The organism is Chryseobacterium sp. HR92, assembly GCF_045689405.1.
In the GTDB taxonomy this organism is placed as follows: Bacteria; Bacteroidota; Bacteroidia; order Flavobacteriales; family Weeksellaceae; genus Chryseobacterium; species Chryseobacterium viscerum_A.
Genome location: NZ_CP139139.1, coordinates 3,168,103 through 3,181,712, shown reverse-complemented (window position 1 = coordinate 3,181,712; position 13,610 = coordinate 3,168,103). Strand labels below are relative to the sequence as shown.

General features: G+C 36.9%; 8 protein-coding genes. 6 read left to right on the top strand and 2 right to left on the bottom strand.

Going from position 1 to position 13,610, the window contains the following annotated elements; translation table 11 throughout:
* Positions 1–35: 35 nt before the first annotated feature.
* On the bottom strand, positions 36–1,364 hold the full coding sequence (gene xylA / locus SFA27_RS14220) for a xylose isomerase (RefSeq protein ID WP_407292940.1): 1,329 nt from the start codon (positions 1,362–1,364) through the stop codon (positions 36–38).
* A gap of 66 nt (positions 1,365–1,430) precedes the next feature.
* Positions 1,431–2,918: a xylulokinase gene (locus SFA27_RS14215; RefSeq protein WP_407292938.1), complete on the bottom strand. Its 1,488-nt coding sequence runs from the start codon at positions 2,916–2,918 to the stop codon at positions 1,431–1,433.
* Between the two features lie 514 nt (positions 2,919–3,432).
* Between SFA27_RS14215 and SFA27_RS14210 the strand changes: the two genes are divergently transcribed.
* The 6 genes from SFA27_RS14210 to rhaT all read left to right on the top strand — a co-directional run bounded on the left by SFA27_RS14210 (position 3,433) and on the right by rhaT (position 13,459).
* A complete protein-coding gene (locus tag SFA27_RS14210; protein WP_264518243.1) occupies positions 3,433–4,812 on the top strand; it encodes a glycoside hydrolase family 28 protein in 1,380 nt (459 codons plus the stop codon).
* A 142-nt stretch (positions 4,813–4,954) separates the two neighbouring features.
* On the top strand, positions 4,955–6,277 hold the full coding sequence (locus tag SFA27_RS14205) for a rhamnogalacturonan acetylesterase (protein ID WP_264518242.1): 1,323 nt from the start codon (positions 4,955–4,957) through the stop codon (positions 6,275–6,277).
* Positions 6,278–6,288: 11 nt separating this feature from the next.
* On the top strand, positions 6,289–9,066 hold the full coding sequence (locus SFA27_RS14200; RefSeq protein WP_407292935.1) for a glycosyl hydrolase: 2,778 nt from the start codon (positions 6,289–6,291) through the stop codon (positions 9,064–9,066).
* A gap of 146 nt (positions 9,067–9,212) precedes the next feature.
* Complete coding sequence (locus SFA27_RS14195) at positions 9,213–11,018, top strand: rhamnogalacturonan lyase (protein ID WP_407292933.1); 1,806 nt, start codon at positions 9,213–9,215, stop codon at positions 11,016–11,018.
* A gap of 39 nt (positions 11,019–11,057) precedes the next feature.
* A complete protein-coding gene (locus SFA27_RS14190; protein ID WP_264518239.1) occupies positions 11,058–12,221 on the top strand; it encodes a glycoside hydrolase family 88 protein in 1,164 nt (387 codons plus the stop codon).
* A gap of 149 nt (positions 12,222–12,370) precedes the next feature.
* Positions 12,371–13,459 carry an L-rhamnose/proton symporter RhaT gene (gene rhaT / locus SFA27_RS14185; RefSeq protein ID WP_264518238.1) on the top strand — a complete coding sequence of 363 codons (1,089 nt, stop codon included), beginning with the start codon at positions 12,371–12,373 and terminating at the stop codon, positions 13,457–13,459.
* Positions 13,460–13,610: the final 151 nt, after the last annotated feature.

Genomic DNA, 13,610 nt, shown 5'->3' with positions numbered 1-13,610 from the left:
GTTAAAAATTAGATACTTTGTTAACGGCATTTGTATTATAAATACTGATTAATCAGACTTTCCAGATATTCCTGTTTACCACTTTCCCTGCCTACTTCTCCAAGCCCTTCCGCATGGGAAGCCAGGTCAGTAAGAGATAATTTCCCCTCTTCAAAATCTTTACCTTTTCCGTTATTGAAAGAAGCATATCTGTCAGCTCTGATCTCAGAATATTTTGATTTTTCTAAAATAGCATCTGCAGCCAGGAAAGCTCTTGCAAAATTGTCCATTCCGCTGATATGAGCGATGAAAATATCTTCCAGGTCTGTTGAGTTTCTTCTGATTTTAGCATCAAAATTTACACCTCCACCCTGAAAACCTCCTGCCTGAATAATTACCAGCATTGCCTGCGTCATTTCATATAAATCAACAGGAAACTGGTCTGTATCCCAGCCATTTTGATAATCTCCACGGTTGGCGTCAATACTTCCTAAAACGTTGTTGTCGGCCGCTACTTGTAATTCATGTTCAAAAGTATGCTGGGCTAAAGTTGCGTGATTGACCTCAAGGTTAAGCTTGAAATCATCCAGTAAATCATATTGACGAAGAAAGTTTAAGCAGGTTGCCGCATCAAAGTCATACTGATGTTTCGTAGGCTCCATTGGTTTTGGCTCAATAAAGAAAGTCCCTTTGAACCCTTGTGAACGTGCATAATCTTTTGCTATGTGTAGAAACTTTGCCATATGTTCAAGTTCACGTTTCATGTTGGTGTTCAGTAAAGACATGTATCCTTCACGGCCACCCCAGAAAACATAATTTTCTCCGCCTAGCTTAATCGTTGCATCTAAGGCATTTTTAATCTGTCCTCCGGCATAAGCCAATACGTCAAAGGATGGATTTGTAGCTGCGCCATTCATAAATCGGGGATTGGAGAAACAGTTTGAAGTTCCCCAAAGTAATTTTACTCCGGAAGCTGCCTGTTTTTCTTTGGCATAATCGGTTATAAATTCTATTCTTTTGGTTGATTCTTTAAAATTATCCGCCTCATCAATTAAATCATAATCGTGGAAACAGTAGTAAGGCACACCTAGTTTTGTGAAAAATTCGAAAGCCGCATCCATTTTTTCTGTTGCTCTTTGCTTAACATCTGTTGCGTTTAACCATTCAAAATGCTGTGTTCCCACTCCAAAAGGATCTCCACCCGTTGCACAGAATGTATGCCAGTAAGCTGTTGCAAATTTGAAATATTCTTTCATCGTTTTCCCTCGAATCACTTTATTTTCGTTATAAAATTTGAAAGCCAGAGGATTGTCAGATTCTTTTCCTTCAAATTGAATTTTTCCAATTCCTTTGAAATACTCTTTGTTGCCCATTGTAATTGCCATATATTTTAGTTTTAGTTAGATGATAACATTTATGCAATCGATTGCATAAATGTGTTTGAAAATTTCTTAATGATTTAGATTTTGCAATAGTTTTAATTTCCATTTTTCGTAACTATCCTTGTACTGGTTATAGTTCTTATTATCAGGATAATAGCTTTTTAAAATGTCTTTGTCAGTCAGGATCTCATTTTGCGATTTGAATGCTCCGGATCCCATGGCTGCGGCTCTTGCTGCACCCGTAGAACCTGTGGAATCTATAATTCTTATTTCAGTATCCAAAATAGTAGTGATGGTCTGCGTGAATAAAGAAGAGCGGAATAAATTGTCACCGCCTGCTTTTATAATACCTTTCTGAAGCCCGTCGGACATTAAAATATCCGTTCCGTAAACAAAAGAAAAGGCAATACCTTCTAATCCCGCCCGGAAAAGATGCTCGCTTTTATGACGGTTAAAATTCAGGTTAAAAACAGACGAGCCAATATCTTTATTATGCAGTACTCTCTCTGCTCCGTTTCCGAAGGGCAGGACAATAACTCCATCGGAACCGATCGGTATTTTTGAAGCTAAATCATTAATTTCATGATAGCTGTGTCTTTTTTGATCCACCTGATGTCGAAGCCAGCTGTACTGAATTCCCGCACCATTGAGGCAAAGCATTTTCCCGATTCTCGGCTGTTCCTTTGTGTGGTTAATGTGGGCAAAATTGTTAATTCTTACAGATTCCTTTGATTTAATATTGTCAGTCACACCATAAACAACTCCGGAAGTTCCGCCTGTTGCGGCAATCTCTCCGAGATTCATTACATTGAGGGAAAGTGCGTTATTGGGTTGGTCTCCGGCTCGGTAATAAACAGGAATTCCCTCGGGAAGACCACTTTCTTCTGCTCCCTGTTTTGAAACATAGCATTGTTCAGTGAAATTTTCCACAATATCAGAGACAAAGGATTCCTCAATTCCCAGGTGTTCCAACATTGTTTTTGAAACTCTATGCTTTTCAAAATCCCAAAGTATACCTTCTGAAAGCCCTGTAACAGAAGTTGTTGCTTCGCCACTAAGCTTAAATGCAATGAAATCTCCCGGAAGCATAAATTTCCAGATCTTGTCATAGATCTCGGGGGTATTTTCCTGTACCCATTTCAGTTTGGAAGCGGTGAAATTTCCCGGAGAATTAAGCAGTTCTTTCATGCATTCTTTTTCTCCGATCTCACTAAAAATCCGGTCGCCAATTTCAACAGCCCGGCTGTCACACCATATAATTGAAGGACAAAGTACTTGTTTGTCTTTTCCAATCAATACTAATCCATGCATTTGATAGGAGATACCAATTCCTTTAATCTCATTTTTGTGGATTTTGCTCTCTGCAATTATTTTTTGTGTGAGAATCCGGAGATTTTGCCACCATTCATCGGGGTTTTGTTCTGCCCAGCCTGCTTTTGGGGAATCTATTGACATTTCATGTTCCGGGTATTTGGCATGGGCAACTAATTTTCCCTGATCATCTACGATGGAAGCCTTTATCGATGAGCTTCCTACATCATAACCTATAAACTTCATTAATTATTAATAATTGTAATGCTTTAAATGTAATAATTTTATGTATTATACCGAAGATTTTTATAAATATGTTAATTTTTAACATTATTGAATATTAAATTATTGTTATTCAGTATTTTAACTTTAATTAATTATTTTTTAAATGCTTTAATTCCAATTAAATTAAATAAATTGAGTAATTAACTTTAACTAAAAAAGGCTTTAATTATCCAATATTGAGCAATCGATTGCGCAAATTAATGATTAATTTATATTTTGGTAGATGTTAACCAAGGATAAATCATCGCAAATTAATCAACATGAAAGAGCAGGATACCGTCAAATTCTAAAATGTATACTTTTATGAAAATGAAATGAAAGAATAATTTCGTTATAGAGTTGAAGATTATTTGTTGATTTTTTTGTAAAAACAAACCGAATAAATTTTATTTAAATGATATTCCTTTATTTTGACATTCTTTTGAATACTGAATTTTATTAATGAAAAATCAGATTCTACAATAAAAAATAAATTATGAAATCTCAAAATACATCAAGCTTTTTATTATCCCTGCTGATGCTTTTATTGTTTTCATCAGGCATAAAAAGCCAGGATAAATTTCCCGACGGCACCATAATTCAAAGATGGTTTAAAGAAAACAAACCTACAGACATCAGTAAATTAGGTAAAAAATATATTCTTACCGATAATGGAGTGAAAAACGACAGTACGATTCTTCAGACAAAACAGGTTCAGCAGGTCATTGATCTTGCAGCTAAAAATGGCGGTGGGGTAATTATTGTACCCAAAGGAACATTCCTGATCAGTTCGGTATTTTTCAAACAAGGAACACATTTACATTTGGAGAACGGTGCGAAATTAAAAGGAAGCGATGATATCAGTGATTTTCCGGTTGTGGAAACAAGAATGGAAGGGCAGACTATAAAATATTTTCCTGCAATAATCAATGCAGATGGGTTAAATGGTTTTACTATTTCGGGAAAAGGAACACTTGACGGAAACGGATTGCGCTTTTGGAAAGCATTCTGGAAAAGACGTCAGTGGAATCCTAAGTGTACCAATATGGACGAAATGAGACCCAGAATCATCTATGTTTCAAATTCTAAAAATGTTCAGGTTGAAGGGATTACCGTAAAAAACTCTCCTTTCTGGAGTACACATTATTATAAAAGTGAATTTGTAAAATTGTTAAACCTGACAATTCTTGCACCAAAAGAACCGGTAAAAGCACCAAGTACAGATGCCGTTGATATTGATGCCTGCACGAATTTCCTGATTAAAAATTGCTATATGTCGGTGAACGACGACGCCATTGCATTAAAAGGTGGAAAAGGTCCGAAAGCAGATAAAACTCCTGAAAATGGTGAAAACAGAAATATCATCATCGAAGATAACAACTTTGGGTTTTGTCACAGTGTTCTTACTTGCGGCAGCGAATCAATCCACAATTATAACGTAATTCTGCGCAACTCAAAGGTGAAAGATGCTTCCAGACTGCTCCACCTTAAAATGAGACCGGATACTCCTCAGCATTACGAATATATTACCGTTGAAAATATCACGGGCAATGTCAAAACTTTCTTGTATGTGAAAGGTTGGAGCCAGTTTTTCGATTTGAAAGGAGAGGAAAAGCCTAAAAAATCTTTAGCGAATGATATTCTGATTAAAAATATTGATATCAGTTGTGAAACGGCATTCGATGTTGAAAAATCAGACTTGTATGATCTGATAGATTTCACGTTGGATAACCTGAAAATAAAGGCTTTAAAACCAAAAGAGGAGAATTTGGGGGCTATTAAAAATTTAAAAAAAATTAAAGTAAATGTTACTCAGGTTGCCTCGCTAGACCAGTCTTATGACAAGAAAGATGATTCCGACATTGCTGCAAAATGAGTTTTTTGTCTAAAATATTCGGCGTGGTATGCTTATGCTCCCAATTATTGCATTCTCAATTTAGATTGGGACGGTTTCTGAGCATACAAGCGAATAGGATTTTTGGATTAATGGTGGAGTCAATATTTTTAATGGAGTGATTATGAAAAGTTGGATAAGAATTATAACCATTTTTATTTGTTCATCGATGTTTACCCAGCAAACCAATTTTAAATTTGATTTTGGCGGAAGCAGAGTTCAGGATGGTTTTATTCCCATCACGGAACATTCTGAATTCGACAGAAAAGCAGGCTATGGATTCATGGATATTTCCGGCTTAAAATCAATCGACAGAGGAGGAAATGCTTTGACGGGAGATTATATTACCAGCGACAGACCTTTCTATTTTTCGGTGGTACTTCCGGAAGGGAATTATGATATTAAGTTAAATTTAGGTGATTCTAAAGGAACTTCTCAAACAACAGCTCGTGTAGAAAACCGTCGTCTGATGCTGGACGAAGTAAAAACAAAAGAAGGTGAAATAGTTGAAAAACTTATTACAGTTCATATTAAAGACAGCATTCTCCGTAATCAGGATGGAGTTGAAATTGGAATTGTAAAATTAAAACCAAGAGAAAGAAAATATTTACATTGGGACAACTTATTGACGATTGAATTTAACAGTAAAGCCCCAAAAATTTGTGCAATAACCATTCAGTCTAACAAAACGGCAAAAACAATTTACCTGACAGGGGATTCCACGGTTGTAGATGCACAGTACGAACCCTGGGCCTCGTGGGGACAAATGCTACCGTGTTTTTTTGTTCCGGAAGAAGTTGTTGTTGCGAATTACGCCGAAAGCGGAGAAACTTTGAAAGCTTTTGAAGACCGCCATCGGATTGATAAAATCTGGAACAAAATAAAGCCTGGAGATTATCTGTTCATCCAGTTTGGGCATAATGATCAGAAGTATGGCAACAGCACAAAATCTGGTTATAGAAAAAGATTACAGGAATGGAGTAATAAAGCAAAACAATTGGGAGCGATTCCTGTTTTAGTTACATCAATGAATCGAAGAGTTTTTGATAAGAATAATAAGATTGTCAATACTCTTGATGATTTTCCTGATGCGATGCGGGAAATTAGCAAAGAAGAAAATGTATATTTAATCGACCTGAATGCAATGAGTAAAACGCTTTTTGAAGCGTTGGGACCGGAAAATTCTAAAAAAGCATTTGTCTATTATCCTGCAAATTCTTATCCCAATCAGAAGGATGCTTTGGCAGATGATACTCACTTTAATACGTATGGCGCTTATGAACTGGCAAAATGTGTCATAAAAAGTATTGTCGATCAGAAGCTGCCTTTGACTAAGTTTATTTCTAAAAAATATAAAGGTTTTGACTTAAATCAACCTGATCCTTTTGAAAAATTCCATTGGCCGGAATGTATCTTCATGGAATCTTTAAAACCGGATGGAAACTAAAAAGTAAGAAAATGAATATTCAATCTATAGTAAAGGCAGGCATATTTTGTTTTGCGTTTGGGAATCTTCCTGCACAAAATCCGTGGCCAAAAACCACTGAAACGGCAAAGCCGTGGACACGATGGTGGTGGATGGGAAATGCTGTCAGCGAAAAAGGATTGGATAAAGAATTGACAACACTTAATAAAGCAGGTTTCGGTGGCATAGAAATCGTTCCCATTTATGGAGCAAAAGGTTTTGAAAATCAGTACATCAATTATCTTTCTCCGGAGTGGATGAAAATGCTTCAATTCACTACAGGCAAAGCAAAAAGTTTGAACATGGGAGTTGATATGGCTGTAGGAACAGGCTGGCCAATCGGTGGTTCGCAGGTTGACAAAGAAGATGCCGCTACAAAAATGATTGTTCAGACATACACAATTTCATCAGGCGAAAAATTTTCAGAGCAAATCATTCTGAATGATGAAAAACAGAAGAATTTAGAAACAATAAAATTAGATATTGTAACGGCTTACAATGAGAAAAATGAAGCAGTTGTTTTAACTGATAAAATAGCAAATGACGGCTCTCTCAACTGGAAGCCGGATTCCGGGAAATGGACGATTTATGCTGTTTTTACAGGCAAAACTTTACAAAAAGTAAAACGTGCAGCTCCAGGTGGTGAAGGGTATACACTAGATCATTTTTCACCTGATGCAACGAAAGATTATCTTAAAACTTTCGATAAAGCTTTTGGAAACTCAAACTATGGAATCCGTTCTTTTTTCAATGACAGTTATGAGGTTTATAATGCTGACTGGACCCCTGATTTTAAAAGTGAATTTAAAAAAAGGAGAGGATATGATTTGAGTCCATACATTAAATATCTTGTCAGTAACGAAGAAAACGAGATGACGGGTAGAATTAAGTCAGATTACAGGGAAACCCTGAGCGAATTGATTTTGAGCAATTTTACTAAGGATTTTACAAACTGGGCTCATTCCAAAAATTCCAAAAATACCAACCAGGCCCACGGATCGCCAGGAAATTTACTGGACTTGTATGCTGCAGTCGATATTCCGGAGTCTGAGACTTTTGGAAGTACGGTTTTTGATATTCCGGGGCTGAGAAGAGAGCGTACAGATGTGCAAAAATCTGATCAACCGGATATTAATATGCTGAAATTTGCTTCATCGGCTGCCAATGTTAGAGGTAAACAATTAATTTCAAATGAAACTTTTACATGGCTTACAGAGCATTTTAAAACCTCCTGGTCGCAAGCAAAACCCGAAGTGGAGCAGGTTTTTCTATCTGGAATCAATCACGTTTTTTATCATGGTACAACATATACACCGGCCGATGTTCCTTTTCCGGGATGGCTTTTTTACGCTTCGGTTAATTTTGTTCCGGAAAACAGTTTGTGGCCACATTTAATGGGATTAAATTCTTATGTTGCCCGTACTCAAAGTGTTTTGCAGAGCGGGAAATCTGATAATGAACTGTTGATATACTGGCCAATTTATGACCAATGGGCTAATCCGAATGGAAAAGATATCGCGTTTAAAGTTCATAACGTGGAAAAATGGCTGCAGCCAACTCCAATGTATAAGAATTTAACGAAGCTAAGCAAAATGGGCTATGCTCTTGATATGATTTCTGACAAGATGATTGGCGAATCCAAATCGGAAAACCAGAAAATTCAGACTGCAAAAGAAGGATCTTCTTACCGGGTTTTAATTATTCCTGAATTAACTTATTTGCCGGAAACTACGATACATTATATTCTCAAATTAGCTCAAAATGGCGCTTCGGTTATTTTTCAAAATGAGCCAAAAGATATTCCCGGAAATTTTGAAGTTGAAAAAAGAAGAGCAGAACTGAAATCATTGTGGGCTCAGATCGAGTTTCAGGATCACGGAGAAAATATAAAAACTGCGAGTTTCGGAAAAGGAAAAATTGTGTTAAGTGCTGATATTGAAAAAGGCTTGGAATATTTAAAAATACAAAAAGAACAATTAACGGAAACCGGATTGAGGTTTGTGAGGAGACAGTTTGACGGTGGAAAATACTATTTCATTGTTAATCATACTGCAAAGGACATTAATCAGTTTATTCCTTTAAACTATACAGGAAAGCAAGCCGTGATCATGAATCCGGAAAACGGAGATTTCGGAGTTGCGGAAATACAAAACAATTCTGTAAGAATTCAACTGAAATCCGGACAATCTTTATTTTTTAAAAATAGTGAATCTGTTGATCATTCCATTGCAAAATGGAATTATATTGAAAAAATAGATTCCCCTATCAGTTTAAATCAAGCATGGCAGCTGACTTTCAAAGAAGGCGGTCCCGAACGTCCAAAATCAAGGATTCTAAAAAATCCGGAACCCTGGACGAACTTTTCAGAAGATTCTGCAACACAGAGCTTTTCAGGAACCGGTGTTTATACAACAACATTAGTTTTGAAGAATAAAAAAGCAGACGATTATCTTTTAAAATTCGATAAACTATATGAAAGTGCAAAAGTAATTGTTAACGGTCAGGAAGCTGGGATTGTCTGGAGTATTCCTTTTGAAATCAACATTGGGAAATATCTGAAAAAAGGGAAAAATACCATTCAGATTGAAGTCTGCAATTTGATGGCAAATAGAATCCGTTACATGGATCAGAATAAAATTCAATGGCGTAATTATCATGAAATTAATTTTGTAAATATTGATTATAAAGCTTTTGATGCCTTTGGATGGAAAATTCAGCCTTCCGGATTGGATGGACAAATTCAGTTATTTCCATTATATTTTTCAAAATAGAATTCATATAAAGAAAAGTATATCAAAATAAATTGCGCAATCGATTGAATTATATATTAATGTAATAGTTCAGAATTATGAATATAAAATATAACTTTATTGTACTGATCATTTTTTTTTCACAGCTCCTTTCAGCACAAAGGCAAATGGAGTATTTAAAAAGAGGAATTGTTGCAGTACCTTCAGAAACAGGAATTTTTGTGAGCTGGCGTTTACTGGGTACAGAACCTCAGAATATTCAGTTTGATCTATATCGTATTGAAAATAATAAAAGCAAAAAGCTGAACGAAAAACCATTGCTTAACGAAACCAGTTTTTTAGATACAACGGCAGACAAAACAAAGAATTACACTTATTTCGTAAGATCCAATACCCAGGAACGGGAGATTGATCAGGATTCTGCGAAGTATGCTGCTAATCAAAAACCTTATTTTTCAATTCCTTTAAGAACTCCGGTGGGATATACGCCCAACGATGCTTCTGTTGCCGATCTTGACGGAGATGGTGAATATGAAATTATCCTTCATCAGACGGGGCAATCCAAAGACAACAGTCAGAAAGGCTTTACAGATGAACCCATTATTCAGGCTTATAAACTGAACGGAAAATTCTTGTGGGAAATTAACTTAGGAAAAAATATCAGGGAAGGGGCGCATTACACACAATTTTTAGTGTATGATTTAGACCAGGACGGCAAAGCAGAAGTCGTTATGAAGACGGCAGATGGAAGCAGAGATGGTAAAGGAAAATTCATCGGGGATCCTTCCAAAGATTACCGGAATGAAAACGGGTTTATCCTTTCCGGTCCTGAATATTTGACTGTTTTTAATGGTGAAACAGGCGAAGAAATTAATACCGTTCATTATATTGTTCCGAGATTTCAGGGCAGCTTGAATCCGACTCCGGAACAGCTTACCGAAACCTGGGGCGATGCGAAAGGAAATAGGGTAGACCGGTTTTTGGGTGCAGTTGCTTATCTGGATGGCAAAACACCCAGCATTATTATGTCGAGAGGTTATTATACCCGAACGGCAATCGCTGCCTGGGATTATAAGGATAAAAAACTCAGTTTACGATGGCTTTTTGATACGGAAAGTTCAAAAGAAAATAAAAAATACCGTGGTCAGGGAAATCATAACCTGAGCATTGCCGATGTAGATAATGATGGAAAAGATGAAATTATTTTTGGTGCAATGACGGTTGATAATAACGGAAAAGTCTTGAACAGCACGGGCTTTGGTCACGGTGATGCACTGCACGTTGGTGATCTGGATCCTTCCTCTCCGGGATTGGAAATTTTTGATATTCAGGAAAGATTTGATGATGCGGGTGCCCATTTCAGAGCAGGTGCAACGGGTAAGGTTTTATGGAAACTACCTTCTTTGATTTATAGTAAACAGGGCAAATTTCAAGGACCGGGAAGAGGACTGTCCTTAAATATCGATCCCCGCTATCAAGGTTCAGAATCGTGGGCTTCAGGAGCTGGTGTGAAAGGTATTTACGATACTAAAGGAAGAAAAATAAGTGATAAAAATCCTGTCTGTAATATGGGAATTTATTGGGATGGGGATTTTTTAAGCGAAATTTTAGACGGAACTTCTGTGTCAAAATGGGATTGGAATAAAGAAAAGTCCAATCTCATTTTTGATGCTAAGGATTTTCAGTGCGAATCTAACAATGGCACTAAGAAAAATCCTTCTCTGGTTGCCGATTTATTTGGAGACTGGCGGGAAGAGCTGATTTACAGAACATCAGATAATCAGGAGCTTCGGGTTTTCAGTTCTACCATTCCTACGAAGCACCGTTTGTATACGATGATGCATAATCCGCAATACCGATTGAGTATTGTTTGGCAAAATGTAGGCTACAACCAGCCTCCTCATACTGATTATTATTTGGATGAATCTGTTTCAAAAGCTCCATTGCCAAATATTTATACAGTTAAACCTTAAATCAACCTTAATCCTTTAATTATCTAAAATAAAATAATTATGAAGCAAGTACTAATGAGAGGCGTTTTTTTTGCGTCGATGTTTGGAGTTTTATATTCCTGCTCAGTTCAGAAACAAACGGTGGCAAAAAACGTTAATCTTCCGGATAAAAAAGAAGTTTTGGACGTTTCACGCAGGGCAAATCAATATTTCATGAACAAATGGCCGGACGCGGGAAAGGAAGTTGTCGGAAAAAAAGTATGGCCAAGTAATTTGTGGACACGGGCTGTTTACTATGAAGGACTGATGGCTCTGTATAAAATAGATCCTAAAAAAGAGTATTACGATTACGCCATCGACTGGTCTCAAAAACACAATTGGGACATGATGCGCGGTACTTATACCCGTAATGCAGACAACCAGGCTTGCGGACAAACGTATCTGGATCTTTATGAAATTGACGGCAAAAAAAATCCGGAAAGAATAAAATTTGTCAAAGCTTCTATGGACAGTATGATTGCCTCTAAAAAATCAGATGACTGGTGGTGGATTGATGCGCTCCAAATGGGAATGCCGATTTTTACAAAGCTGGGCAGAATTACCGGTGAACAAAAATATTTCGATAAAAATTATGAGATGTATGCCTTTACGAAATATAAGCATGGAGGAAATGGTTTATATAACCCAAAAGACAAACTTTGGTGGCGGGATAAAAGCTTCGTTCCCCCTTATAAAGAACCCAATGGCGAAGATTGCTACTGGAGCCGCGGAAACGGTTGGGTAGTTGCAGCTTTAGCGCGTACACTGGAAGATACCCCGGAATCTGATCCGCATTATAAGGAATATTTACAGGATTATAAAGATCTGTTATCAGCTTTGCTACCCATTCAGAGGGAAGATGGCTTTTGGAATGTAAGTCTGCATGATCCTGGCAATTTCGGAGGTAAAGAAATGACGGGAACCGCTCTCTTTGTGTATGGAATGGCCTATGGGCTTAATAAAGGATTGATTGATAAAAAGACATATTTACCCGTTCTCGTAAAAGCCTGGAGCGCAATTGTAAAAGATTCTGTTCAGCCGAATGGATTTTTAGGCTGGGTTCAGGGAACAGGAAAAGAACCTAAAGACGGTCAGCCGCTTGCCATTGATAAGCAGCCTGATTTTGAAGATTATGGTTTAGGTTGTCTGTTGCTTGCTGCAAGTGAAGTGTATCAATTAAAATAAACGAATATTCAAAATAGTTAATTTTCACTGAGTGAATGTATCGATTTAGAAAGCAGGAGCGTTAAGAAACTAATATTACAACATGACACTACAAGATGCGCAATCGATTTCATAGTATTAATTTTCAAATTCAATCCATAAGATAAATTATGAATGCATTATTAGGAGTTTTTTTTCACTTCTTAGGAGGTTTTTCTTCAGGCAGCTTTTATTTACCCTATAAAAAAGTAAAAGGCTGGTCCTGGGAAACCTATTGGTTAATTGGAGGCGTCTTTTCCTGGATCATTGTGCCGCCTCTTGCGGCATTTCTTACCATTCCCGGTTTTTGGGAAATCATTCAGAATGAAAGCTCTTCCATATTGGGGCTGACGTTTTTGTTTGGTGCTTTGTGGGGAATTGGCGGTTTTACTTATGGTTTGGGCGTTAGATATCTTGGAGTAGCACTTGGAAGCAGCATTATTTTGGGGCTTTGTATGGTGTTTGGATCACTCGTTCCTTCCATTTATTATGAATTTTCTCCACAAACAGGAAAAGACAATATCGGTTTGCTGTTTTCCAGCCAATGGGGACAGTTTGTTTTGCTGGGACTTCTGGTTTGTGTCATCGGAATCATCATTAGTGGAAAAGCAGGAATGATGAAAGAAAAAGAGTTACAAACCGATTCAACAGATCCTCATGGTCTAGAAGTAAAAACGGAATATAAATTCGGGTTGGGATTAATCGTTTCTATCATATCCGGTGTTTTAAGTGCATGTTTTAACTTCGGACTGGAAGCAGGAAAGCCAATGGCAATCGCAGCCAATGAAGCCTGGAAAATAGCTAACCCGGATCAGGGAGAATTCCTTTTTCAAAATAATGTAACCTACATTGTTGTGCTTTGGGGTGGTATGGCAGTCAATCTGATCGGGTGTTTGTACTTAGCTGTTAAAAATAAATCTTATACCGATTATACCAAAAGAAACGTACCGGTGGTGCGTAACTTGATTTTCTGTGCACTTGCCGGAACTATGTGGTTTTTACAGTTCTTCTTTTATGGTATGGGCGAAAGTAAAATGGGAAATGGCGCCAGCTCATGGATTTTACACATGGCCTTTATCATTTTTATTGCCAATTTATGGGGAATTATCATCAATGAATGGAAAGGAGTTTCCAAAAAAACAATTATAACCATTTCTGGCGGAATGATTGTAATGTTTGTTTCTATTTTGATTGTAGGATACGGAAATTCTTTACGATAAAATTCATTTCACATTCATCCATTCATATAGTTTCAGAGTTAGAATTTTAGCTCTTTTAAAGGCACTGAAAAATCAGTGTCTTTTATTAAAAATAGAGGGATTTTTAATTCGCGGTTTAGTTAAGTATTTTATAAAATAATTAGTGATTTAC

Excerpts from the sequence above, each read along its gene's own strand:
- SFA27_RS14205 (WP_264518242.1), top strand. The coding sequence starts at position 4,955 with ATGAAAAGTTGGATAAGAATTATAACCATTTTTATTTGTTCATCGATG.
- SFA27_RS14195 (WP_407292933.1), top strand. The coding sequence starts at position 9,213 with ATGGAGTATTTAAAAAGAGGAATTGTTGCAGTACCTTCAGAAACAGGA.
- xylA (WP_407292940.1), bottom strand. The coding sequence starts at position 1,364 with ATGGCAATTACAATGGGCAACAAAGAGTATTTCAAAGGAATTGGAAAA.
- rhaT (WP_264518238.1), top strand. The coding sequence starts at position 12,371 with ATGAATGCATTATTAGGAGTTTTTTTTCACTTCTTAGGAGGTTTTTCT.
- SFA27_RS14200 (WP_407292935.1), top strand. The coding sequence starts at position 6,289 with ATGAATATTCAATCTATAGTAAAGGCAGGCATATTTTGTTTTGCGTTT.
- SFA27_RS14190 (WP_264518239.1), top strand. The coding sequence starts at position 11,058 with ATGAAGCAAGTACTAATGAGAGGCGTTTTTTTTGCGTCGATGTTTGGA.
- SFA27_RS14215 (WP_407292938.1), bottom strand. The coding sequence starts at position 2,918 with ATGAAGTTTATAGGTTATGATGTAGGAAGCTCATCGATAAAGGCTTCC.
- SFA27_RS14210 (WP_264518243.1), top strand. The coding sequence starts at position 3,433 with ATGAAATCTCAAAATACATCAAGCTTTTTATTATCCCTGCTGATGCTT.